The organism is Streptomyces sp. NBC_01255, assembly GCF_036226445.1.
Lineage (GTDB): Bacteria > Actinomycetota > Actinomycetes > Streptomycetales > Streptomycetaceae > Streptomyces.
In genome coordinates this window covers 448,214-471,108 of the sequence record NZ_CP108474.1, presented here as the reverse complement: position 1 = coordinate 471,108, position 22,895 = coordinate 448,214, and the positions used below count along the sequence as shown (strand labels likewise).

Genomic DNA, 22,895 nt, shown 5'->3' with positions numbered 1-22,895 from the left:
CCCACCGGACAGTCGGCCTGCTCGCCGTCGACCGCAGCCGTCACGACGTACATCGGATGGTCGAGCATGTCGGTGAAGGCGTCGCGGCCTGTCGCGCTCAGCTCCTCGCGTCCGGCTCAGGGCCAGGGCCAGGGCCAGGGCCGGGGACAGGGTCAGGGGCCGGGGGCGGCAGTGGACTGCGGAGCGCTGAGTGTCCCGAGGCCCAGGCCTCGCGCACGCGGGCGTCGAGCTCCGCCTCCAGCAGGACGGTCGCCGCACATCCGAACGCGATGTCCGGCTCCAGCGCGGGCTCGTCGGCGAGCAGCCCGCCGATGACCTCATGCCGTACGACCTGCTCGTGGACGGCGTCGGCTTCGACGTGCTCGGTGTAGAAGCGTTCGGCGGCCGGTCCCGCACCGCAGCGCCGCATGGCGTTGGCGAGCCTGCGGGAGCCGGGTGAGGAAGTGACTTCGACACAGGCGAAGTGGCCGACCAGGGCTCCGCGCAGGGACCGGTGCAGCCCGAAGAGGGACATCACGTTGACGGTGGCGAGCAGTGGGGCGGTCGCGTGGTCCAGATAGTGGCCGTACGCCGGATCGAGGCCGAGGTCGGTCATGAGCTCCGCGAAGAGCCGGGCGTGGACGCGATCGGGGTGCCCGGCGCCGAACTCGTCGTACGCGACGGCCGCCATCGCCGCCTTGGCCCGGCCGGTCAGCCGCGGGATGACCCAGGCATGCGGGTCCGCCTCCTTGAGGTGGTAGAGGGAGCGCATGGCCGCGTACTCGCGCAACTGCCAGAGTTCCCCCTCGCGTTCCAGGTGGTGGCTGACGCCGCCGACCGGATCCACCGGTTCGACGAGCAGCGGGGCGAGGGCCTCCTCGACGGACCGGGGCGCACCGGCGAGCGCGGTGCGCAGCGCGTGGAGGAAGAGGGCCTCCAGCTCCTGCCGCAGCCGCAGCAGGTCGGGGTCCCATTCGCGCGCGTCGTCGACCTCCTCGAAGCCCCGGTAGTGGAGCTCGTACAGCAGGTAGAGCGCGAGCTGCACGTCCTCTCCCCAGGGCTCTGCCCTTCGGATGCTTCCCTCGGTGTACGCGGGCGGGCGGCCGGTCCGCAGGGCACGCTCCACGGCCATGGAGAGGTCACCCCGCCCCGCGACGAGGCGGGGGCCGGTGGCCGCGGGGGTGCTCGGGTCGGCGGAGGTCACGGATCGCTCCCGTCGGCGTCGGCCAGCGGGCCGCGGCCCTGCAGCCAGGTCCGGCGTGCACGGAGCACCGGTCCCCACGGGACGAAGGACCGAGCTGTCACGCGGGCGGTCGGCCCGGCCGCCGCGAGCCGGTCCACGGTGGTTCCGGGGCCGCACAGGGCGGAGTGCACCATCAGCAGGACGTCGCCGCGGTGCAGCATGCCCGGGGCGCGGGCGCGGGCGCAGACGCGGTGGATGACCGCGCGCCCGTCGGGACCGGCGTCCCGGGCGCGGGCGACCCCGTGCGCCGGAGGCCGAGCCGCGGACAGTGCGAGGGCGCCCGTTCGGGTGCCGATGTCCAGTACGTCGGTGGCCGCGTCCCTCTCCTCAGGGGAGAGGGCCTCCGCCTCCTCAGGGGAGAGGGCCTCCGCGAGAAGCCAGGTATCGGTCTGCGGGCGGTACACGCCGGGCAGGACGATCAGCCGCGCGGGAATCGTTCCGAGTGCCAGAGCCGTACCGGGCACCATGGACCTCCTCCGGAATCAGTGGGCCCGCAGAGGCGCACTGCTCCATTGTGGCGCTAGGCCAGGACGTCCGCCGCTCCACGCGGTCCGGGGTGCGCATCCGCTGGGCACACGAAGAGCTGCTGCCGGCCCTGCGAGATCGCGAGGAGGCACACCACGAACCACGCCGCGCTCTTCGACGCCGACGAAGGCGGCCACCCGGGCACATGTGAACGCTGTGGGCCTCCTGCGCGGCGGAATCCCGCAGGGCGATCTCGAGGACGCCGGCGCCGCCGCCGTGTATCGCGATCCAACGGACCTGCTGGCCCACCTCGACTCGACGGCAGCCCGTTCGCCGCGGTCCCGCCCCTGTTCACCGGACCCGGGTGACCGGCTCCGGCGCCCGCTCCGCGGTGCCGGCCCACGGGGTGCCGTCAGACCGCTCGTGGCCCGCGGGCGATTGCGCCGTGCTCAGATCAGCCGGGTGGTGGCGTACGCCTCGATGGCGTCGCGCTGATACGCGGCCAGACCCGGGGCGATCGCCTCGTAGGCGGCGCGCCAGGCATCGTCGTCCACGCAGGAGCGTCCGATGGCCCGGTACTCCTCGGCGGACACGGCACGCAGCCGGGTCAGCGCCCGGTACTGGGCATCGATCTCGGCCTGCACGGGGTCGGCGTCGGCCGGGTGGCCTGCGGCCATGAGTTCGGCCAGCCGGATCATCTGAGCAGTGCGCTCACGGTGCGCGGCATCGGCGTCGGCCTGGCTCATCGTCGCGGCGCGGCGTCCGACCGCCTCGGCGAGTTCGGGGAAGCCGGACATGTTCTCCGCGTACTGGGAGGGCTGGACGCCCTCGAAGAGATTCTCCGGGCGGTTGATGGTCATGGGGTTGCCGTCCTTCCTGGACTGCTCCAGTTCGGCGATGGTGCGGGAGACGGTGGCGGCCAGGGCATCGAGCCGGTCCCGCTCCGCGAGCAGCCGCTGGTGGTGGCCCCGGAGGGCGTCCACCTCGTCGACCTGTGCTGCGAGGATCCGGCCGATCTCCGGCAGCCCGACGCTCAGCGCCCGCAGTACGAGGATCTGCTGCAGCAGCAGAAGCTGGTGCTCCTCGTAGTAGCGGTGGCCGTTGGCGCCGATCCGGGCCGGTGGCAGCAGGCCGGTCTCGTCGTAGTGGCGCAGTGTCCGGGCGGTCACGCCCGACATCCGGGCCACCTCTGAGATCGGCCAGTCCATCACGACTCCTGCACGTCTGTGTCGCCGGGCCGATGTCTCCGGCCCTGGTCACGACCGTAGAAGCTGCCGCAGCGGCAACGTCAACCCCGAGCCCTCGCGTACTTGCACGGGTTGACACCGCCGACCACTCGACCACTCGACCATCGCACCGGACGTCTCCGGTGCCACACGGGGGGCACTCGATCAGGCGAGGTGCGCGGCGATTCGGCCCTGCGGCCGACCGAGCCGAGCAGGAGCAAGGTGAATCCGCCGAGGTCACGATGTCCGACCACGATCGTGTCGCGCCGCGAGGCCGCACGGGTGAGGCTGGAAGCAGGTGCACCGTGACTGACCCAGTGCCATCGAAACCACTGCCATCGAAACGCGGCGGACCAGCGAGGGCCACAAGGGGGGAGGACGGGAAGGACCGGTGCGTGCTCGTGGGACCGGACATTGACTACACGGCGTTGTTCGCGGCGACTCCCAGCCCGTATCTGGTGCTGGGCCCGGATCTGGTGATCGTCGACGTCAACGAGGCATACCTCCGTGCCACCGGCCGGAGCATGCAGGACCTGGTCGGCCGGCATCTGTTCGATGCCTTCCCGGACAATCCCGCGGATGCGAACGCGGACGGTGTGCGGAACCTGAACGCCTCGCTGCAGCGGGTCCTGCGGTCGAAGCAGCCGGACACGATGGCGGTGCAGAAGTACGACATCCCCGTCGTGTCCCGGCCCGGGGCGTTCGAGGAGCGGTGGTGGTCGCCGATCAACACCCCCGTACTGGGGCCGGACGGGCAGGTGGCTTGGATCATCCACCGGGTGGAGGACGTGACCGAGTTCGTCCGCTCCCACCCGCCCGGACCGCCAGGGGGACTACTGGCCAGGCGGCAGGTGATGGAGGCCGAGCTGTACGCGCGGGCTCGGGAGCTGCAGCGGTTGAACGAGGAACTGCGTCAGGCACACGCCCGGGAACGCCAGGTCGCCGTCAGGCTGCAGGAAGCGATGCTGCACTCGCCCGACCTGGACCGGCACCGGAACGTCGCGGTGCGCTACCTGCCCGCGGTCGGGTCGCTGAACGTGTGCGGCGACTGGTTCGACGTCGTCAATCTGCCCGAGGGCTGCTTCGGCGTCGCGGTCGGCGACGTCGTCGGCCACGGCCTGGAAGCCGCTGCCGTCATGGGCATGCTCCGCAGCGCACTGAGCGCCGCCGTCCGAGCCCTGCGCGAACCGGCCACGTCGCTGGAAGTCCTCGGCCTGTACTCGCGATCGGTCGAAGGCGCGCTGGCCACCACCGCCTTCCAGGCCGTGGTCGACACCCGTCACCATCAGATCACCTACAGCAGCGCCGGACACCCGCCGCCCGTTCTCCTGCACCCCGACGGGACCTACGACCTGCTGGACCAAGCCACCGACCCGCCGCTGGGCGCCCGCCCCGAACACGTCCCACGCCCGCACGCCGCGCTCCCTTACGACTCCGGCGACACCCTCGTGCTCTACACCGACGGGCTCATCGAACGCCGAGACGAGGACATCGACGCCGGCCTGCACCGGCTCACCGACGCCCTCGCCCACCATGGCCGCACCGACCCCGACAGCCTCGCCGACGCCCTGCTGGCCGGCCTCGGTGTAGCCGGCGGTGCCCGCGACGACATCGCCCTGATCGTCGTCCGCGTCTGAGACGAAGCCCGGAGGCATTCAGGTCACCTCACCAGGTCCTGGTGCGACCGCCGCCGCAGCAGGCTGCCTTTATGCGCGAGTCTTCTGGCGAAGTGAAGTGTGGTGAGCCCGGATGTCCGTGTCGAGCGCCCAGCCCTTCCCCGCCTGCCGTTCCCGGGCTGCGCCCTTCGGGTCGAGACCCCGCGCCGACGTCGGCGATGCTCCGAACCGTCCGTTCTCCCTGACGAAACCGTGACCGCAGACAGGGCCGGACGTTGAGCTGATCATGAAAACCCGACGTATGGCCTTCGCGCTCGCCGCAGCAGCTCTCCTCGCAGTGAGCCTTCCCGCTTCCGCCTCAGCTTCTGAAGGCGTCCTCACCGTGAACGGCACCGCGTACGAAAACCCGAGTGGCTGCTACGCGGTCGACTGGTTCCCCACGTCGGTGACCAACAACACCGATGCGATCGCAGAGGTACACGCCGGACCCGATTGCACCGGTGCCGTGGAATGGCTCGTGTACCCGGGGGAGACGTACAACACGGAGACCGCGCAGAGCGTCTTCATCCTCTAGGGCAGGCGACCACGTCGCAGGCGTCGAGTCCGGCCCCGCATCGCCTCGCGGTGGCCGGACCGCGCCCGCCTCCCGGCTCCCGGCAAGAGGTCGAAGGGATGACCCCCAAGGGCGCCCTCGGGGGTCCACAAGACAGCGGACGGACCGGAGCGAGCAGGGCAAGGCAGACGAGATGCCTGTCTGGCATGGGGAACCCGGGGCCAAGGAGTGGCGGGACACGGCGGACGCGATGGATCAGCACCGGGGAGTCGTCTTGCCGATGCAGGACCTTTCAGAGCTGACCCGAGGCAGGGCTGAGCTCTTCCTCGCTCTGCAACTGTCGGCCCGCCGGACGGCCTGCCTCTGGAAGTGCGATCACAGGTGGGTCTGCATAGCCTGGGGAATAGCCTGTCGGCGCTCATCTCTTACGCCGGGGCTGTGACCTGTGGCTTCTCGGGGCAATCGTGTCCAGCTGCCCACTCTCCGAAGAAGGCGGCGTCGCGGCGCCGGAAGTCCGCCTGAGAGGGCGAGGCGAGCATCATGGCAGCGAAGCAGACCGTCTACCACGTGGCACCGTCCGGCGAGCGGGCGGCGGCTGCGGGCGTGAAGTGGCAGGTCGAGGGCCGGGAAGGCCGCCGAGTGCTGCACGAGCCGCACCGGACGCAGAAGGACGCGCTCGACGCCGCACGCCGGCGAGCCAAGGAGCACACGCCCGCGCAGGTCATCGTCCATGCCCAGGACGGACACATCCGCACCGCGTACACCTACGGCGCCCCTCCGGCCTCCCCAGACGAACGCGGCCGCAAGGCAGGACGCGGGGGCGTCTTCTAGAAGGCGCATCTTCCAGGTCTTCATGCGGGCGAAGACGTGCTCGACGTGGGCTCGGAGTGGGTGGAGGTCTTTCGCTACGAGGCCGATTCGGCCCTCGCCCTCGGCAGTCCCCGCGCCGTGGCGACCCACCTCGACCACCTGGCCTGGGCCCACAACATCTGTGCCCACAACCCCCAGTGTCCAGGGCGGTGTGCTTTGGCCCCGCTGTGGCGGCTTCGTCTGGCCCCGGGTAGGAACGGTTTGAACTGGCCCCACCTGGCTTCCAGGAGGCCCCGTCGACGTCAATGTCGGTGGCGGCACCTACCTTTTGCTCATGACTGATCAGCAGTGGGCAGGCATCCGTCAACGGGTCGAGGCTTTGGGGACATCCCCCGCGAGCAACGACGTGTTCGGGGCCTTGGGGCATAAATGGGTTCTGGAGCAGCCGCTCAGCCACGCCGAGCTCGCAGAGCTCGAGGCACAGATGAAGGTGACGCTGCCTGAGGAATTCCGAACCTTCCTCCTGCATGTCGGGGCGGGTGGTGCTGGTCCCGCCCATGGCATGTTCCCAGTGCGGCGAGTGCAAGGCCGCTGGCGGTGGGAGGGCGACGGCGCGGACATGGCAGACCTGTCCCGGCTTGCCGAGCCGTTTCCCGAGCAGGGCCCGGACCCCGAGATCGTCGACGCGCTCCTTGCTGAACGCCCCGAGGAAGAGGAATTCGACGAGATCGAGGAGTTCGACGACGCCATCGAGGCATGGGCCGAGCGGTGGGACGCCGTCATGTTCGCCCCAGAGCGCACAGTCGGTGCGATCGTTATCTGCCACTTGGGGTGCGCTCAACGGGAGTGGCTGATCATCAGCGGCAGCCACCGCGGCACGATCTGGTCGGACTGCCGGGTGGATGACGTCGACCTCACACCGCTCCTTGGCCGCGACGGAAAGCCGGTGACCTTCGCACAGTGGTACCTCGACTGGCTGCGCCACGCCGAGCGCACAGCGCTGGAAGGAATCTGAGCACTCGGAGTCGACCCACCGCGCACGGGCGCTCAGAGGCTCGGGCACTCGTTTGGAGTAGTGCGGTATTGACCCGGATTCTCGATCACTGGCCCGCCGTTACGCGGTCCGCCGTCGGGTGGTCCGCCAGGCCCTGGACAGCGCGTTGCCGCCCAAGCGCATGGAGCCTGTGATGCGCCGGTCGGCGCTGGATCCGGCGAAGGGCTGGATCGACGAGATGCTGCGGTCGGATCTGGACGGCGCCGCCGGAGCAGCGGCACACCAACAAGCGGATCCTGGACCGGCTGCGTGACGAGTACGGCTTCACGGCCGTCGCCTACCACACCCTCAACGACTACCTGCGAGTCCGTCGGCCTCAGATCAAGGAGGAGCCGGACCGGGCCCGGATGACGCACGAGGGCATGGTTCCGCAGTTCCACCGGCCTGGCGAGGAGGCCGAGGTCGACTTCGCCGAGGTCTGGGTGCGGGTGGACGGCAAGCCGATGCAGTGCCGGCTGTTCACGCTGCGGCTGTCGTATTCGGGCAAGGCGGTCCATCGGGTGTTCTCCACTTCGGGTCAGGAAGCGTTCATGCAGGGCCACGTGGATGCCTTCCGGATCCTGGGAGGTGTCCCGACCAGGCACATCCGTTATGGCAACCTCAAGCCGGCGGTCTCCCAGGTTTGCTTCGGCCGCTCGCGGGTGGAGTCGCAGAGGTGGGTGGCCTTCCGCTCGCACTACCCGTTGACTGAACTACTGGTGGAGTCTTAGGTCAGTGACCCTTTGGTCGGATCGACGTTGGGCTGTCCGCGGAGTCATCGAGAGACCTGTCGGTCCTGTCCGTGCCCTTGATCGGCGAGCTGGTGTCCACGGCCGATCCATGGGAGCCCTACCGGCTCGTCGGTCCGGAGGGGACGCCGGTTGAGGGAGTCGCTGCCTTCCTGCGGGACCTGCAGGCGGCCGGGCGGCCAGCGACAACGAGTCGTTCCTACGGAATGGACCTGCTGCGCTGGTTCCGCTTCCTTTGGGCTGTCGACGTGCCATGGGATCGCGCCAAACGCATCGAGGCCAGGGACTTCTCCCGCTGGCCGCAGATCGCTGGGCAACTGTCACGTCGGCATTGGAGGCGCCCGGATCAGGCTGGCCGGTGGGCCGCCGGCGGGAAGCCGTACGCGACCTCGGTCCGTACGCACAGCGAGACGGTGCTGCGGACCTTCTACGACTTCCACCGCGATGCCGGCACCGGCCGGTCCTCAACCCGTTTCCGCTGGATCGCTCACGGCGGGGGCGGCGAGCGCACGCTCACCGCAACCCGAGGGATCAACCGCGCAACGAGCGCATCGGCCTCTACCGGCCGAGGCTTCCGCAGCGGATTCCTCGCAGCGAGCCGGCGCGCTGCGCCGCCTCGGGCCGGTCGCTGCCCGCGACCGGTTGTTCAGACGAAGGCGGGTGCGGGAGCGGGCAGGTAGGGGGTGATGTTGCGCCAGGCGCGCTCGATGTATTCCTCTTTCTCGCCGACCGGGGCGACGTAGTGCAGCGCGCTTTCGGCGGCGTCGGTGCCCTGGAGACGGGCGATGATCCAGGCGGTGAGGTAGTGCGAGGCCAGGCAGCCACCGGCGGTGGCGATGTTGTCCTTGGCGTAGAAGGGCTGGTTCAGTACCTCGACGCCGGCGGCGACGACCCAGGGCTTGGTGATGAGGTCAGTGCAGGCGGGGATGTCGTCGAGCAGGCCGAGCCTGGACAGTACGAGCGCGCCGGAGCACTGCGCCGCGATGAGCTGGCGCGTGGGGTCCAGGCGGCGAAGGATGTCCATGATCGCCGGGTCTTCGACGACCTCGCGGGTGGCGATGCCGCTGCCGACGATGACGGCGTCAGCGGCGCACGCCTCCTCAAGGGTGGACATCTGCTCGATGACGACCCCGTTCATCGACGTCACCTTGGGACTGGGGGTGGCGATGGTGACGCGCCAGTCGTCGTTCTTGATGCGGTTGAGCACACCGAGCGCGATCAGGGAGTCGAGCTCGTTGTAGCCCTCGAAGGTGAGGATGGCGATGTGCACGGCGGCTGTCCTTCCGGCTGGGTGGGCCTTGACGGTAGGGACCCGCGAACAGGACAGTCAAAGAATTGTCATGCATACAATTCGGCGCATGGCAGCCCCGCGGTACAAGACGCTGGTCGACGCGCTCGCATCCGACATCCGGAGCGGGGGGCTCGCCGCAGGCATGCGGCTGCCGACACACCGCGCGCTCGCCGCCCGTGAGGGCATCGCCGTGGTGACCGCAACTCGGGTGTACGCCGAGCTGGAAGCGATGGGTCTGGTGAGCCGGGAACAGGGCCGCGGCACATTCGTGCGTGACGTCGCGGTGCCCTCTGGTCACGGCATCGATCAGCAGGTCGTCGCCACCGGCGCGGTCGACCTCAACTTCAACTATCCGTCGCTGCCCGGGCAAGCCGATCTCCTTCGGCAGGCCCTGCGGGAGGTGGCCACCTCTGGCGATCTCGACACGCTCCTGCGCTACCAGCCACATTCAGGGCGTCCCCAGGACAGAGCCTCGATCGCACGGCACCTGAGGCGTCGCGGAATCACCGCTGACGCGGAGCGGATCCTCATCGTCAACGGAGCGCAGCACGGCCTGGCCGTCACCGTCATGGCCGCGCTCAACGCCGGCGACGTCGTCGCGGTCGACACACTTACCTACCCGGGTTTCAAGGTGCTCGCGCATGCCTTCCATCTCGACTTGGCGCCCATCCCCGCAGCCGCCGACGGGCCGAATCTCGATGCCCTCGAGAAGCTGTGCGCGACCCGCCCTGTGCGCGCGATCTACACCATGCCCACCTTGCACAACCCGCTCGGCTGGGTCATGCCGGCAACCGACCGAAACCGACTGATCGAGATCGCTCGACAGCACGGGTCGCTCATCATCGAAGACGCCTCCTACGCCTACCTGGTCGAGGACCCCCCACCGCCGCTGGCCACCACCGCGCCGGACATCACCGTCTACGTCTCGGGACTGTCCAAGAGCATCGCCACCGGCCTCCGGGTCGGATTCGTCGTCGCCCCGCCGTCTGTGGTGCCGTTGCTCGAACGCGCGATCCGGGCGACCACCTGGAACACCCCGGCCCTCACCACCGCGATCGCCTGCAGATGGCTCGACGACGGCACGGTGGACCACCTGGAAGCGCAGAAGCGAGACGACGCCAAGGCCCGCCAAGCACTCGCCGGACGAGAGCTGGCAGGCCTACCACTCGTCAGCCACCCCTCGTCCTACTTCACATGGCTGCCGCTGCCCGACGATGCACGCGCCGATCGTCTGACCGCCACCCTCGCGCGTCGGCGCATCTCGGTAGCCACAGCCGAGCCGTTCTCCACCTCGATGCACACACCACAGGCAATCCGCCTCGCTCTGGGCTCGACCGATCTGGACAGTCTCCGGTCGACGCTGCGGACGGTGCGGCAAGTCGCTGTCGAGGACGCCCACGCTTGAACTGGGGGAATCCGCCACCTTGTCACATGCTCACGCGTAACGAGACCCACACGCGCCCCTCCTGCCGCTTCCTGGCAGCAGGAGGGGCGCGTGTGACGTACGTGGAGGTCGGCACCGGATCGGCAGTGGCCGGTCCCGTGCGGGAGGCTCAGCGGTGAACCCGATTCCGTGCGGGCGGGCGGGCAGGGTCAGGGCTGGGAGATCCTGCGCACCATCGGCGCCGCGGCGAGCGTGACCACGCCGCAGAGGCCGAACAGAAGGAGGTAGTTCTTGCCGCCGCTGAACGGGTCGTCGCCGACGGACAGGACGAGCGGGGCGAGCGCGGGCGCGAGGGTGTACGGGAGGTTCTTGGCCATGGCGAAGAGGCCCAGGTAGCGACCGGTGTCGCATGGAGCGGGCAGTACGCGGGTGACCATGGCCAGGTCGACGGCGTAGTAGACGCCCGTGGCAAGGCCGGTCAGTACGGCGGCCACGATCACGACGGTGAGGCTGGTGGCGACGGCCTTGAGCAGCAGGGTCGCGCCCAGCAGCACGGTCGCCCACAGGACGAACGGGCGGCCGCGACCGATCCGTGCGGACCATCGGCCGCTGACGTAGGCGGCGACACCGGACAGCATGGTGGTGATGATCATGGTCAGGCCGACGATCGCTGTCGCCTCGTCGGTGGAGAGCCCCAGCCGGGTCTTGGTGTAGTAGAGCGTGTAGGCCGCGATGAGGGCGAAGCCCGTGCTGACCAGCAGGCGCTGCGTCCACAGCAGCCGGTAGTCCGACGGGGCGGCGGTCGGTTCCCCGCGCAGTGATCATTTGTCGGACACGGCCTGGCAGCGTGGCTCGCCACCGCCTACGCCCCGGGCCCTCGCACGCACACGCGGTGTCACAGCACGACGGGCTGCCACCGCCCACCGTGCTCAGGCATCGTGCGCCGCCGCCACCGGGGCATGGGCCGCACCGCTACGTCTTCCGGCTGTACGCGCTGTCAGAGCCGCTGCCTTTGCACGGCCACCCGGGCACCGAGGCCGTGCACCGTGCGCTGAGGGGCAGGGAGCTGGCCGTGCGGTGTACCAGGCCGCTCGTCCGCCGCTCGTACAGTTCCACCGGTGGATCCGGCGACTGCGGGCAGGCCGCGCAGACGATGACAGCGTCGTACGGAGCCACGGTCCCTGTCATCGCGCGTTCGATCCGGGGCGGTCGGGCGGAAGGGACGCCCCGTGATCCGGGAAGCGGGGGCACGTCGGCGTCAGGACGGGATTCCGGGGTCGGCGTACCGCAGCAAGGCGCCCACGCCCTCGTACAGACTCAGCTCGCTCTCCGGTACGACGACCAGCTCGGCACGGGTACCGACGAGGGCCCGGACGAGGGCCTCGTCGGCGCGTTCCTCGCGTGGGGCCCGCACGCCGAAGGACGTCAGCTCCGCCTCGGTCAGGGCGAGCTGCGTGGGCTGGGAGCCCACCCAGAGCTGTGGTGAGAACCCGGGCGGCCGGTTCAGCAGCAGTGCTGCCACCTGGCCCCGCTGGAGGGCGGCGACGGTGGCGGCCAGACCCTCCGCCACGGGCCCGTTCAGGGCACGCCGACCGATGAAGATGTCCACGAGCTCCCGGTCGTGCGCGGCCATGCGGCCGCGGAAGACGTCGTCGAGCTGCGGCTCCAACAGGGCGCGTCCGGTGTGGGTGGGGGTCGGGCCGCCCACGCGTACGATCTTGTCCCGCAGGGTGTGCGGCAGGCGGTGGATCAGTACGTTGCACGCCCACTCGTCCCCGCCCACGACGACGGCGTCGGCATGGGCGCGCCGCGCCCGTTCGTCCAGCCGGTGGCCGAGCCGGACGCAGGTGCGGTGCCAGGTCGCCACCGCGACCCTGCGGTGCAGCCGCTCACCCGGGGTGACGGTGGACATGGGCCAGGTCCCGGTCTCCGCCTCCAGCGCCACCCAGCCGTGGGTCTCGGCGGTCGGCAGGCCGCCGTAGTGGACGACCACGGCCATGTACGGGATCTCCGGAACGTGTTGGGTGACCAGGGGCATGGCGTCCGGCAGGGTGCTGTACCTCGCGGAGTCGTGCTCGGGCGGCTTGGGAAGCTCCCCGTCCAGGACGAGCGTGCCGTGGGCGGCGAAGATGGCCTGCCCGTGCACCCCCGGAACCTCTGCGTCGGCGCCGACCGCCTCCTCCAGTGCGTTCGTCAGCGCCCGGTCCGCGCCCTGACGGGACAAGCTCTCCCTCAGCCGCCCCCAGCGCAGCGCGATCGCCCGCTCGGGATGCTCGACGTCCCGGGAGGTGTCCAGATACACGGAGGCGTACGGGCCCGGATCTGCGTAGAGGGGCTCAAGGAACGACAACCTCATCGCCACTCCCGTCGACGGTCCCCCCACCTTCGATGATGCCCGAGACCAGTCGTCGGAGGCACTCACGGCATCCGGTGCACCAGACGCCGTCGATCGCCGACGGGCGGGTTACTGCGGCCATGAGGGTAGCGGTGATGACAGCCGGGTCGCGTGGGGACGTAGCGCCGTACACCGGTCTCGGGCACGGGCTGATGCAGGCAGGACACGAGGGGCCGGATGTTCGCGACCGCCCTTCACTCCGGCCGGGTCTACCGCATCGACGCCCCGGGCGTCACCCCGGTCCCGATCACCGGAGGCATCGGCGCGAACGGCGGGATCGTCGTGCGCGAGGACGGGCGACTGCTCGTGGGCACCGGCAACGACCTCCTTCACTCGCTCACGGGAGACGTCCTCCCGGTGTCGAAGCTTCTGCTGGTGGACCCGGATTCAGGCGCGGTGAGCACGTACGCCTCGGGGCTCGGCGGCATCGGCGGCGTCGCTCTCGCGCCCGACGGCACGGTGTACACGACCACGCTGGGCGGCCGGACCATCGGCCGCGTCACGCCTGACCGCCGGGTCGACCACGACTGGGCGCGCGTGGCGCAGCCCAACGGCATCGCCGTCTCACCGGACGGGAGTCAGGTGTACGTCGTCCGGACCACCGTCGCCCCCGGCCTCTACCGCATCCCCGTGGCCGATCCCGGGCACCCGCAGCGCTGGATCTCCACCGAGGGGACCGACACCCTCGCCCTCCCCGACGGCCTCACCCTCGACGCCCGCGGCCGGCCTCTGATCGCCACCCACACGGCGGGCCAGATCTGGCGGGCCGAGGGCGGCACCTTCTGCGTCGTCGCGTCGGGACTGCCCCTCTCCACCCAGATCACGTACGGGCAGGGCGACCGCGGCTTCTCGGCGGGCCGGCTCTACCGGGCGGGGGTCGACGGGGGAATCTACGAGATCCCGTGAGGCCGGGCAGAGCGGTGACCGGACAGGCACGCGGTCGGCGGTGCGGATGCAGGGGCCTGCCACAGAACTCCCGGGGGTAGCCCCCCGCTTGGACGACCCAGCGATCGACAGCTGACGCGGGTGCCTGAACAGGCAGGCCGACGTGGGGAGCCGGAGCGGCCGACGGCCGTAGGCGTCACCGATCACCGCCGGTCGTTGTCCGATGTGTCGGTGAGAAGCGGCTGTTCGGTCCAGATGACCTTCCCGTCCGCGGTGTAGCGGGTGCCCCAGCGGTCGGCGAACTGGGCCACCAGGAACAGTCCCCGTCCGCCCTCGTCGGTGGTCGCCGCGCGCCGCAGGTGCGGAGCGGTGCTGCTGCCGTCCGAGACCTCGCAGATCAGGGCCCGGTCGCGGATCAGACGTACGCGGACGGGCTCGGCGGCGTAGCGGATGGCGTTGGTGACAAGCTCGCTGAGGATCAGCTCGGTGGTGAACGACTCCTCCTCCAGACCCCATTCGGCCAGCGTGCGGGTGACGGCGGCTCGAACCTGGCCGACGGCCGACGGATCGGACGCGACGTCCCAGGCGGCTGTACGGGCGCTGTCGAGCGCACGTGTGCGGGCGACCACCAGTGCGATGTCGTCCGAGGGCTGCTCGGGCAGCAACGCGTCCAGAACCGCGCTGCAGGTCTGCTCGGGCGTGCGGCCCGGGTGAGCCAGAGTGCGCCGCAGCAGTTCCAGCCCTTCGTCGATGTCGCGGGTGCGGTCCTCCACGAGACCGTCGGTGTAGAGCACGAGGCTGCTGCCCTCGGGGAGCCGTATCTCGGCGGTCTCGAAGGGGAGTCCGGAGAGCCCGAGGGGTGGGCCGCCCGGTACGGCGGCAAACGCCGCGCTGCCGTCGGGGCGCACGATGGCGGGCTCGTGGTGGCCGGCGCGGGCCATCGTGCACAGCTGGGAGCCCGGATCGTAGAGCGCGTACAGGCAGGTGGCGCCCGTGACCGGCGCGACGTCGCCGTCGCCGCTCTCGTCCTGGTCGATCCGAGTGACCAGTTCGTCGAGGTGCCACAGGAGTTCGTCAGGCGACATGTCCAGGGAGGAGAAGTTGTGGACCGCGGTGCGCAGCCGGCCCATAGTGGCGGCGGCGTGCAGCCCGTGGCCGACCACGTCCCCCACGACGAGGGCGACGCGGGCGCCGGGCAGCGGGATGACGTCGAACCAGTCCCCGCCGACACCGCCGCTGCCCGCTTGCGCGGGCAGGTAACGGTGGGCCACGTCGAGCGCGTTCTGCTCCGGCAGGGCGCGGGGGAGCAGGCTGCGCTGCAGGGCGACCGCCATGGTGTGCTCGTGCGTGTAGCGCCGGGCGTTGTCGATGGTGACCGCCGCACGGGCGGCGAGTTCCTCGGCGAGCGTCACATCGTCTTGCTCGAACGGCTCGGGCTTGCGCGACCGCCAGAACGTGACGACACCCAGGATGACTCCGCGGGCGCGCAGCGGAGCCGCGATCATCGAATGGATGCCGGCCTCGACAAGTCCCCGGGCCCGTTCGGGGTCTTGAGCCTGCCAGCCGGAGAAGGCGGTCATGTCCGCCTCCAGGACCGTCTCGCCCGAGCCGTAGCCGAGGCTCTGCGGGGTGGACGGGACGAATCGGATCAGTCTTCCGGGCGGGTACAGCGGTGTGTCGTCCCGGATACCGCGGAACGCGACACGGCGCATCTCCGCACCGCCCCTCGGCGGTTCCTCGCCCCGCAGGACCGGGTCGGCCAGGTCGACGGTGACGAAATCGGCGAACCGGGGGACGGCGAAGTCCGCCAGCTCCTGGGAGGTCCGCTCGACGTCGAGGCTGGTACCGATCTCCCATCCGGCGTCGAACAGCAGCTTCAGGCGTTCCTGCGCCACATCGGCCCGGCCGGTGACGGCCTGTAGCTCGGTGGTGTCCCGCAGCGTCGCGACACAGCCGGACGGCCCGCCTCCGGGGTCGGTCGGCCGCTGGCTGACGGCCAGCAGCCGGTCCCCGGCCAGGTGCACCTCGTCGGTGGCCGAGAGCCCGGAAGCCAACAGCTGGGCGATGTCCGGGGCGAGGCCCAGCTCGCGGGCGAGGAGCCCCTCCGCGTCCGGGCTCAGGCCGAGCAGCCTGCGCGCCTCGTCGTTGGCCAGCGCCAGCCGACCGTCGCCGTCGAGGATCAGAACGCCCTCGCGTACGGCGTGCAGCACCGCGTCGTGGTGCTCGTACATGCGGGTCATCTCGGCGGGCCCCAGGCCGTGGGTCTGGCGGCGCAGCCGCCTGCCGACCAGAGCGGTACCGAAGGTGGCGACTGCCAGCGCGGCCGCCGCGGCACCGAGCAGCAGAGGCAGCTGGTGATCGACGACTCCGCTCACGGCTTCGAGTGTGACCCCGGCGGACACCAGAGCGATCACGTCGCCCTCGGCGTCGGTCACGGGGACCACGGCGCGGGTGGAAGGGCCGAGGGTGCCGGTCACGGTCTCCCTGACGATCCCGCCTGCTGCCGCAGGGCCGATCGTGCCGATGTAGTGCTTTCCGATCTGTGCCGGATCGGGGTGGGTGATGCGGATCCCGTCCGTGGTCATCACCACGACGAAGTCCACGGCGGACCCCTTTCGCGCTTCTTCGGCGCGTTGCTGGAGCGCCGCGGTCGGGTCGGGACCGGCCAGGGCCTCCTCGATGCCCGGCGCGCTGGCGAAGGTCTCGGCCACGGCGAGGGACCGGTTGCGCGCTTCCCGCTCACTGTCGGCCCGCGACTGCAGTACGAGAGCAACCACAGCGGCGACGACGAGGAGCACCACGATCGCCGCCTGGAGGGAGAAGACCTGGCGGGCGACGGTGCGGACGCTCAACGCGGAGCGCAGGCGGCCGAGGAATCCGGCCATAGTCCATGTCTAGCACCGGCCCGAACGGCGGGCGAGCAGGCGGCCGGGCATGGAACGGACCGCCCCACGGGCACGTACTGCTGATCGGCCTGAACCGCCCCGCCAAGCGCAACGCCTTCACGGAGCAGATGATCAGCGAGCTGTCGGCCGCGTACGCTCTGTGGGGCGGGGTGCTGTTCGCCGACGGTGACCACTTCACCGGCGGTTTGACGTGGTCGACACGAGGTCCCCATGACATCAACCTCTGGGGCGGGGCCACGTTCCGCTCCCCCAGCGAACGGGGTGGGGCAACGCCCTGGGCCGGCTCCTCATCGGGGAGGAGTTCGACGCCGCGGAGGCCCGCAGCACCGGCCTGATGCAGGAGCCGGCGGCCGCCGGACCGGCCGCCTGCGACCGGTGATTCCAGGCACCCACTTCAGCGGCTGTAGGCGTAGGCCCGGTGGACGCCTCCCGGGTGCGATGCGCACCGAGGGTGGTGACACTGGTGCCATGGCGCACAAGGTATTGCTGGACGGCGGGCCGGACGACCTCACCGAGCGGATCGTCACGGTCGAGATTCCCGGCGAGGACGTGAAGATCCCGCACCTCGGTGGATACGAGCACTTCAGGGAGACCGAACGCCGGCACGACACCGCGGAGGGAACCCTACGGGTGTACGAATGGTGGGAGCGTACGGAGATCGCCGAGTAGGTCGGCCAGACCACGCCGTGACTGGTGCCGTGGACTCGGATCACGCCACCGGGCAGCACCACGCTGGCATCTCCTTGGGCGGAGCCATCGGAGCGCAGCTCGCGGTGCATCACCCCGAACGGATCCTGTCCCTCGCCCTGGTCAAAACTCCCACCACAGGTCCATGTGCGGGTGGATGCGCTCGCGCAGGCAGCTTGAATGAGAGTAGACCAGCTGCCGCACCTCACTTGAGTGCGCCAGGCCCAGCCGGAGCTCCTGCGCCTCCCCGTCCTGTTCGAGGTCGACGATCAGCCAGCAGAAGCAACAGGTGGGGTTCCGATCCAACGAGACGCTCCCTTGCAGTCGGGGCAACTTCGGCAAGTGAAGCATGCGGATCTTGGTCACGGCAGCGCCGGCATCGGCATACCTGCCAGGTCTGTACCACCTTCGCGGCCCGGACCGATCACGCGGCGCTCCGCGACATCGGAGTGTTCTCGAACCCGTTCTTGCTCGCACGTAGCGCTTTCGGGCCGGCGTCAGCGCGCTTCCTGAGCGACCGGCTCTTCGCCGCCCTGGTCGAGGCGGAAGGGCGGGTAGGCGTCCGTCATGAGGCTCGCGTAGGCGGCGACACGGAGCACCCAGCGGTTCAGCCCGACGACCAGGGCGAACAGATCGCGCGGATACCGTTCGGTGAAGGTCACGGCGAAGCCCGCGATGAGCGCGAGGAGCGTGATCAGGCCGCCGCTCCACCAGCCGGTGGCGCGCATGCCGCCGGTGAAGAAGGCGATCACGAGGTAGTGAGGGATGGCGAGCAACCACCACTTGACCAGGACCATCGAGCGGGAAAGCCGCTCCGGGTAGGCGATGTCGAGCCGGGCCGGGTAGTCAGGCTCGGGGCCGAGGCTGAAGGGCGGGTAGCGGTCGGTGCCGAGTGCGCCGTACGAGTAGTACGAGACGCGCCAGGACCAGCGGAGCACGCCGAGGTTGAAGTCGAACAGACCTCGTGGGAACCGCTCGGTGAAGAGGATGGCGAAGAACGCGATCACGGTGACGACGAGGAAGGCGATCCAGAGGAAGAACAACACGATCCAGTGCGGGATCGCCAGGATCCACTTGACCAGCCACAGCCAGCGGGAGAGCGGCTTGTCGAGTGCGGCCGTCACCGTCACCGGAGGGTAGGAACCGCGCTGGGTTTCCATGATCGTCACTTCCTTGCCGGGTCGTGCCGCGCATACGTGCGTCCAACGCCTCCCACCTCTCAGGATCGCCCGTTTTCGCTGCCTCGGCCCTCCGGGACCGGGACTCGTCCGTGGTCATCGACGTAGGCCGCGAACCACGTCAGGCGGGCGCCGTCCGCCCGGGGCCGGTCTGCGCCTCGGTACGGTGGCGTACGACGGTCGTGAGGGCGGCGAGCCGGGTCGACGCCACGGGCACCGGCGGCACCGGGTCCTCGATGCGCCGGGCAGCCTCCGGTAGCGCGGCGATGTCGCTCTCGAAGCGGGTGCGGGAGGCCGTCAGGGTGGCGGGCGGTTCCGTGCGGAGCCCGCCGCGCATCACGGTCCGCAGCAGCGGTTCCGTGCCCTCGGGCGGCTCCTCGTTCGTCAGGCCTATGACGTCGTTGAGGCCGGGATCGCGGAAGACCTGCTTCGGGGCCGGAGCGGTCACCCTCGCCGCCGAGAGCTTCATGACGGGCCGGCCGTCGTACTCGACCAGCTTGTAGGCCGCGTCCAGGTACGGGGCGTCGGCGGCCGTGCCGACCTTCGTTCCCACGGCGTACGCGTCGATCGGCGCCCCTTCCCGTACGAGCCGGTCGACGCCGTACTCGTCCAGACCGCCGCTCGCGATGATCCGCACGTCCCGCAGCCCCGCCGCGTCGAGGGCGGCACGGGCCCGGTGGGCCTGGGCGCCCAGGTCGCCGCTGTCGAGACGGATCCCGCACTCCGGGCCGAGCCCGAGGTCCGCGAGCACGCGTGCGGCCGTCGCGACGCCGCGATCGGTGTCGTAGGTGTCGACGAGGAAGGTCACCGGGCCCGGATGCGTGCGGGCGAAGGCACGGAAGGCGTCCTCCTCCGAGGCGAAGGCCTCGATGTACGAGTGGGCCATGGTGCCCGCCACCGGGATGCCGTACCGGCGCGCGGCGGCGACGTTGCTCGTACCGGCGAAGCCCACCAGTGAGCACAGGCGGGCCGCCTGGATGCCCGCCTCCGGACCGTGGGAGCGGCGTAGGGAGAAGTCCACCAGGGGCCGGCCGGCGCCTGCGAGCACGCACCGGGCCGCCTTCGAGGCGACCGCCGTCTGATGACAGACGAGCGACAGCAGATACGTCTCCACGAGCTGGGCCTGTGGCAGCGGTGCGGTGACCTCCAGGAGCGGCTCTCCGGCGAACACGAGCCGGCCTTCGGGCACCGCACGGACCTGACCGTCGAAGGACAGACCACGGAGCGGCGCGAGGTCCTCCACGGGCCGCCGCAACGTCTCCGCGAACTCCTCGACGTCGGAGCCGCTCACCCGGAAGCGGGAAAGGTAGTCCAGGGCCGGTTCGAGTCCCGCGGCGACGAGGAATCCGCGCCCCGGTGGGAGGTCGCGCACGAAGAGACTGAAGGTGGCCGGTGCGCGCATGTCCTCCCGCAGGTACGAGAGCGCCATCGTGACCTCGTACAGGTCGGTGGTGGTCACCTGGGACATGCTTCGAGCATGCGTGGCGGATCCGCGAACCGCATCGGGAACGCCGGACACGGTCAGGCCCGCGGCGCGCGTGGCTCCAGCCGGAACTCGAAGCCGAGGGTGCCCGGGTCGAGTGCGGTCGCGCCGCCGTCGACGGTGAGCGTCGCGCCGTTCACGAACGAGGCGGCGGGCGACAGCAGCCAGGCGATGGCCTCCGCGACCTCGTGCGGCTCACCGGGCCGCCCGGCGGGCAGGACCCGGGTCACCTCCTCGTACGCCGCTTCCAGACTGTTCCCGGCCAGGCCCGCCTCGTCGGCGAACCGGGTCATTCGGCGGTCCGCCATGTCGGTGCGCACCCAGCTCGGGCACACGGTGTTGGCGCGCAACCCCGCGCCGCCGTAGTCGACCGCGAGTGAGCGGCACAGCTGGAGCAGCGCCGCCTTGGAGGTGGCGTAGGCGGCGTTGCCGACGCCGTTGCGCAGGGCGGACACCGAGGCCACGGCGACCACCGCGCCGCGGGCGTCGAGCAGGTGCGGGAGCGCGGCGCGCAGCAGCAGGAACGGACCGGTGAGGTTGGTCCGCATGACCTCGTCCCAGTCCTCCAGGGTCACCTCGCCCACCCCGCCGCCCCGCCCGATGCCGGCGTTGAGCACCAGACCGTCGAGCCGCCCGTACGTGCCGACCACCGTCTCGACCAGCGAAACCACCGCGGCGGGGTCCCCGATGTCCGACGGTACGGGCAGAGCGCCGGTCTCCTCGGCGACCAGCCGCAGCGGCTCGGGGCGGCGCCCGGACACCGCCACCTTGTGTCCCGCCCGGGCCAATGACTGCGCGGTCGCCGCCCCGATCCCCGTTCCGCCCCCCGTCACCAGGTACACGCGCTCGTTCGCCATGTCCGCCGCCTCTCCCGTGTCTCGTCCGCCTCCGCCGTCCCGGTGATCTTAGGCGCGTGCCGCCCCGGGGCCGGGCCGGCCGGCGAACCAGCGCCGGCCCCGATCACTTTCCGGAATCGCTGGGGGAGCGCTTGGTACCGCGAGCGGAAGCCCGAGGACCGGAGGGTCCCGTTCCCGTAGGCGCGCCTGGCTCCCGAGGACGGCTTCCTCCCCCTGCGCGCCGTACCGGCCGAGTTCCCGGCCGGAAGGCGGCCGATCGGCCGAAAAAGGGTGCATGCTGAGCACCAACAGTGGTCGAGTTCCTGTTCTGGAGGTCGAAAGAATGAACGGCGGCGAGGGAAGACGGCGCCTGGCCGCCCGCGCTTCGGCCGGAAAGGGTGCCGCGGCGCACCGCTCGGCCGGAGCCCGCAGACGACTCGCCCGGGGTGGCGGCGAGGTCCCGCTCGACCGGCTCACCACGCGAGGTCGGCTCGCTTGGCTGAACTCCGCCGGTTCCAGGATCGGCACCACCCTCGACCTGGAACGCACGGCCCAAGAGCTGGCCGAGTTCACCGTGCCCCGCTTTGCCGACGGCGCCGCCGTCGACATCCTGGACAGTGTCCTGCGGGGCGACGAGGGCGCACAGTGGACGGGTACGGGTGTCCCGCTCATGCGGGCCACCGCGCTGTGCTGCGTCGAGGAGCTGTCCTCCCTGGAGCCCACTCCGGTGGGCGAGACCTTCGTCCGCGCCGAAGAGGCGCACGAGACGCTGCTCCACCGCTACTGTCTGCGACAGGGCAGGCCGGTGCTGGTGAGCCGTATGCGGAGCGACGACTTCATCAAGGTCGCGCCGACGGAGAGCGCCGCGGCGAAGATGCGAGCCGCCGGAGTGCACAGCTATCTCGCCGTGCCGCTGATCGCCCGCGGGCTGCTGCTCGGCAGCGCGGACTTCGTCCGCGGCCGCGGAGCACCACCGTTCTCCTCCACCGACCTCGCACTGGCGGAACATCTGGCCTCCCAGGCCGCCGTCTACATCGACAACGCCCGGCTGTACGGGCGCGAGCGCGAGCACGTCGTCTCGTTGCAACGCGCACTGCTGCCGCGCGCGACCCCGGTGACGCCCGGGCTGCGCGTGCACGCCGAGTACGCGCCCTCGACGGCCCACCACGGCGTGGGTGGGGACTGGTACGACATCATGGCCCTGCCCGGCGGACGTACGGCCCTCATGGTGGGTGACGTCATGGGCCACGGGCTGCCCGCGGCCGCCACAATGGGGCGGCTGCGGACGGTGGCCCGCACCCTGATGACCCTGGACATGGCTCCGGAGCGCGTCCTGGCCCGGCTCGACCTCGCCACGCGTGACCTGGAGGACGAGCAGGTCGCCACCTTCCTCTGCGCCGTGTTCGACCCGGCCGACTCCACCTACACGCTGGCCAGCGCCGGGCACCTGCCGCCGCTGTTCCTTGACGGACACGGCTCCGCCGAGTTCGTGGACGTACCCGTCGGCGCACCGCTCGGGGCCGGAGTGATCCCGTACGACCCGATCCGTGTCAAAGTGCCGAGGGGCGGCAACCTGGTCATGTACACGGACGGGCTCGTCAAGTCCCGGCGTGCGGACATCGACCACCAGTTGGAGTGTCTGCGCTCCACGGCGTGCGGCCTGGCATCCGAGGCTCTCGAAGCCGGCGGCTTGATCGAGCGCGCCCCGGCCGATGCCACCCGTTTCGACGAGGCCGTACTCATCGTCGCGACGGCCGTCTCGGAGGCCCCGGCCGACCTGCGCGAGTGGCAGTTGCCGCAGGAAGGGCGAGCGGCGTCCGTCGCCCGGAGCCTGGTCACGGACCAGCTCGCCGAGTGGGATCTGACGGAGCTCACCGACGTCTTCGAACTCGTCGTCTCCGAACTCGTCGGCAACGCCCTGCGCTATGGCAACGGGCCCGGCAGACTCCGGCTGCTGCGCGGCGACCGACTTGTCGTGGAGGTCTCGGACACGGGCCCCGACCTGCCCCAGATCCAGCACGCGGATCTCAGTGACGAGGGCGGCCGAGGTCTCCAGCTCATCAACATGTTGTGCCGCCGATGGGGTTCCTGCCGCACCGTGACCGGCAAGGTGGTGTGGGCGGAACAGAACCTGCCCTCCTGAGGACGGCCGGAACGCCGACGCCAAGACACTCAC

20 protein-coding genes and 1 pseudogene are annotated in these 22,895 nt (G+C 70.7%); 10 read left to right on the top strand and 11 right to left on the bottom strand.

The window, feature by feature from the left end; genetic code table 11:
* Positions 1–97 precede the first annotated feature (97 nt).
* From OG357_RS02050 to OG357_RS02035, 3 genes are all read right to left on the bottom strand, one after another.
* Complete coding sequence (locus tag OG357_RS02050; RefSeq protein ID WP_329625466.1) at positions 98–1,111, bottom strand: iron-containing redox enzyme family protein; 1,014 nt, start codon at positions 1,109–1,111, stop codon at positions 98–100.
* A 68-nt stretch (positions 1,112–1,179) separates the two neighbouring features.
* Positions 1,180–1,689 (bottom strand): hypothetical protein, encoded by a 510-nt coding sequence (locus tag OG357_RS02045; protein WP_329619431.1) that lies wholly within the window; start codon positions 1,687–1,689, stop codon positions 1,180–1,182.
* Positions 1,690–2,136: 447 nt separating this feature from the next.
* A complete protein-coding gene (locus OG357_RS02035) occupies positions 2,137–2,895 on the bottom strand; it encodes a MerR family transcriptional regulator (RefSeq protein WP_329619430.1) in 759 nt (252 codons plus the stop codon).
* 419 nt (positions 2,896–3,314) lie between these two features.
* Here OG357_RS02035 and OG357_RS02030 point away from each other — a divergent pair, with 419 nt between their 5' ends.
* From OG357_RS02030 to OG357_RS02010, 5 genes are all read left to right on the top strand, one after another.
* Complete coding sequence (locus OG357_RS02030; RefSeq protein WP_329619429.1) at positions 3,315–4,550, top strand: PP2C family protein-serine/threonine phosphatase; 1,236 nt, start codon at positions 3,315–3,317, stop codon at positions 4,548–4,550.
* 265 nt (positions 4,551–4,815) lie between these two features.
* Positions 4,816–5,103 (top strand): hypothetical protein, encoded by a 288-nt coding sequence (locus OG357_RS02025; protein WP_329619428.1) that lies wholly within the window; start codon positions 4,816–4,818, stop codon positions 5,101–5,103.
* Positions 5,104–5,622: 519 nt separating this feature from the next.
* The gene (locus tag OG357_RS02020; protein WP_329619427.1) at positions 5,623–5,913 is read left to right on the top strand and encodes a DUF2188 domain-containing protein; all 291 of its coding nucleotides are present in this window, start codon (positions 5,623–5,625) and stop codon (positions 5,911–5,913) included.
* A 313-nt stretch (positions 5,914–6,226) separates the two neighbouring features.
* On the top strand, positions 6,227–6,907 hold the full coding sequence (locus tag OG357_RS02015; protein WP_329619426.1) for an SMI1/KNR4 family protein: 681 nt from the start codon (positions 6,227–6,229) through the stop codon (positions 6,905–6,907).
* Positions 6,908–7,308: 401 nt separating this feature from the next.
* Complete coding sequence (locus tag OG357_RS02010) at positions 7,309–7,656, top strand: hypothetical protein (protein ID WP_329619425.1); 348 nt, start codon at positions 7,309–7,311, stop codon at positions 7,654–7,656.
* Between the two features lie 664 nt (positions 7,657–8,320).
* Here OG357_RS02010 and OG357_RS02005 read toward each other — a convergent pair.
* Positions 8,321–8,944: a DJ-1/PfpI family protein gene (locus OG357_RS02005; RefSeq protein WP_329619424.1), complete on the bottom strand. Its 624-nt coding sequence runs from the start codon at positions 8,942–8,944 to the stop codon at positions 8,321–8,323.
* Positions 8,945–9,032: 88 nt separating this feature from the next.
* On the opposite strand from OG357_RS02005, the gene OG357_RS02000 reads away from it, so the two are divergent.
* Positions 9,033–10,370: an aminotransferase-like domain-containing protein gene (locus OG357_RS02000; protein WP_329619423.1), complete on the top strand. Its 1,338-nt coding sequence runs from the start codon at positions 9,033–9,035 to the stop codon at positions 10,368–10,370.
* Between the two features lie 188 nt (positions 10,371–10,558).
* Here OG357_RS02000 and OG357_RS01995 read toward each other — a convergent pair whose 3' ends face one another.
* Complete coding sequence (locus OG357_RS01995) at positions 10,559–11,107, bottom strand: MFS transporter (protein WP_329625465.1); 549 nt, start codon at positions 11,105–11,107, stop codon at positions 10,559–10,561.
* A gap of 59 nt (positions 11,108–11,166) precedes the next feature.
* On the opposite strand from OG357_RS01995, the pseudogene OG357_RS01990 reads away from it, so the two are divergent.
* Positions 11,167–11,409 (top strand): annotated as a pseudogene (locus OG357_RS01990) (hypothetical protein); the annotation flags it as partial.
* Positions 11,410–11,607: 198 nt separating this feature from the next.
* On the opposite strand, the gene OG357_RS01985 reads toward OG357_RS01990, so the two are convergent.
* A complete protein-coding gene (locus OG357_RS01985; RefSeq protein ID WP_329619422.1) occupies positions 11,608–12,705 on the bottom strand; it encodes a baeRF2 domain-containing protein in 1,098 nt (365 codons plus the stop codon).
* A gap of 216 nt (positions 12,706–12,921) precedes the next feature.
* Between OG357_RS01985 and OG357_RS01980 the strand changes: the two genes are divergently transcribed.
* Positions 12,922–13,650 (top strand): SMP-30/gluconolactonase/LRE family protein, encoded by a 729-nt coding sequence (locus OG357_RS01980; RefSeq protein ID WP_329619421.1) that lies wholly within the window; start codon positions 12,922–12,924, stop codon positions 13,648–13,650.
* A gap of 182 nt (positions 13,651–13,832) precedes the next feature.
* On the opposite strand, the gene OG357_RS01975 is transcribed toward OG357_RS01980, so the two are convergent.
* Positions 13,833–16,514, bottom strand: coding sequence for a SpoIIE family protein phosphatase (locus tag OG357_RS01975; RefSeq protein ID WP_329619420.1), 2,682 nt, complete (start codon positions 16,512–16,514; stop codon positions 13,833–13,835).
* 489 nt (positions 16,515–17,003) lie between these two features.
* On the opposite strand from OG357_RS01975, the gene OG357_RS01970 reads away from it, so the two are divergent.
* The gene (locus OG357_RS01970; protein ID WP_329619419.1) at positions 17,004–17,204 is read left to right on the top strand and encodes a DUF5988 family protein; all 201 of its coding nucleotides are present in this window, start codon (positions 17,004–17,006) and stop codon (positions 17,202–17,204) included.
* A gap of 141 nt (positions 17,205–17,345) precedes the next feature.
* On the opposite strand, the gene OG357_RS01965 is transcribed toward OG357_RS01970, so the two are convergent.
* The 4 genes from OG357_RS01965 to OG357_RS01950 all read right to left on the bottom strand — a co-directional run bounded on the left by OG357_RS01965 (position 17,346) and on the right by OG357_RS01950 (position 20,740).
* The gene (locus OG357_RS01965; protein ID WP_329619418.1) at positions 17,346–17,588 is read right to left on the bottom strand and encodes a hypothetical protein; all 243 of its coding nucleotides are present in this window, start codon (positions 17,586–17,588) and stop codon (positions 17,346–17,348) included.
* Positions 17,589–17,719: 131 nt separating this feature from the next.
* A complete protein-coding gene (locus tag OG357_RS01960) occupies positions 17,720–18,382 on the bottom strand; it encodes a DUF4389 domain-containing protein (protein WP_329619417.1) in 663 nt (220 codons plus the stop codon).
* A 139-nt stretch (positions 18,383–18,521) separates the two neighbouring features.
* The gene (locus OG357_RS01955) at positions 18,522–19,868 is read right to left on the bottom strand and encodes a nicotinate phosphoribosyltransferase (protein ID WP_329619416.1); all 1,347 of its coding nucleotides are present in this window, start codon (positions 19,866–19,868) and stop codon (positions 18,522–18,524) included.
* A 53-nt stretch (positions 19,869–19,921) separates the two neighbouring features.
* A complete protein-coding gene (locus OG357_RS01950) occupies positions 19,922–20,740 on the bottom strand; it encodes an SDR family NAD(P)-dependent oxidoreductase (RefSeq protein ID WP_329619415.1) in 819 nt (272 codons plus the stop codon).
* A gap of 322 nt (positions 20,741–21,062) precedes the next feature.
* Between OG357_RS01950 and OG357_RS01945 the strand changes: the two genes are divergently transcribed.
* Positions 21,063–22,862 carry an ATP-binding SpoIIE family protein phosphatase gene (locus tag OG357_RS01945; RefSeq protein ID WP_329619414.1) on the top strand — a complete coding sequence of 600 codons (1,800 nt, stop codon included), beginning with the start codon at positions 21,063–21,065 and terminating at the stop codon, positions 22,860–22,862.
* The last annotated feature ends 33 nt before the right edge of the window (positions 22,863–22,895 follow it).

Bases quoted from the DNA above. Each gene is read 5' to 3' on its own strand.
- OG357_RS02000 (WP_329619423.1), top strand. From the start codon at position 9,033: ATGGCAGCCCCGCGGTACAAGACGCTGGTCGACGCGCTCGCATCCGAC.
- OG357_RS01955 (WP_329619416.1), bottom strand. From the start codon at position 19,868: ATGTCCCAGGTGACCACCACCGACCTGTACGAGGTCACGATGGCGCTC.
- OG357_RS01980 (WP_329619421.1), top strand. From the start codon at position 12,922: ATGTTCGCGACCGCCCTTCACTCCGGCCGGGTCTACCGCATCGACGCC.
- OG357_RS01945 (WP_329619414.1), top strand. From the start codon at position 21,063: ATGAACGGCGGCGAGGGAAGACGGCGCCTGGCCGCCCGCGCTTCGGCC.
- OG357_RS02025 (WP_329619428.1), top strand. From the start codon at position 4,816: ATGAAAACCCGACGTATGGCCTTCGCGCTCGCCGCAGCAGCTCTCCTC.
- OG357_RS02045 (WP_329619431.1), bottom strand. From the start codon at position 1,689: ATGGTGCCCGGTACGGCTCTGGCACTCGGAACGATTCCCGCGCGGCTG.
- OG357_RS01960 (WP_329619417.1), bottom strand. From the start codon at position 18,382: ATGGAAACCCAGCGCGGTTCCTACCCTCCGGTGACGGTGACGGCCGCA.
- OG357_RS01985 (WP_329619422.1), bottom strand. From the start codon at position 12,705: ATGAGGTTGTCGTTCCTTGAGCCCCTCTACGCAGATCCGGGCCCGTAC.
- OG357_RS02050 (WP_329625466.1), bottom strand. From the start codon at position 1,111: ATGGCCGTGGAGCGTGCCCTGCGGACCGGCCGCCCGCCCGCGTACACC.
- OG357_RS01970 (WP_329619419.1), top strand. From the start codon at position 17,004: ATGGCGCACAAGGTATTGCTGGACGGCGGGCCGGACGACCTCACCGAG.
- OG357_RS02015 (WP_329619426.1), top strand. From the start codon at position 6,227: ATGACTGATCAGCAGTGGGCAGGCATCCGTCAACGGGTCGAGGCTTTG.
- OG357_RS02035 (WP_329619430.1), bottom strand. From the start codon at position 2,895: ATGGACTGGCCGATCTCAGAGGTGGCCCGGATGTCGGGCGTGACCGCC.
- OG357_RS02010 (WP_329619425.1), top strand. From the start codon at position 7,309: ATGGTTCCGCAGTTCCACCGGCCTGGCGAGGAGGCCGAGGTCGACTTC.
- OG357_RS01950 (WP_329619415.1), bottom strand. From the start codon at position 20,740: ATGGCGAACGAGCGCGTGTACCTGGTGACGGGGGGCGGAACGGGGATC.
- OG357_RS02020 (WP_329619427.1), top strand. From the start codon at position 5,623: ATGGCAGCGAAGCAGACCGTCTACCACGTGGCACCGTCCGGCGAGCGG.
- OG357_RS01975 (WP_329619420.1), bottom strand. From the start codon at position 16,514: ATGGCCGGATTCCTCGGCCGCCTGCGCTCCGCGTTGAGCGTCCGCACC.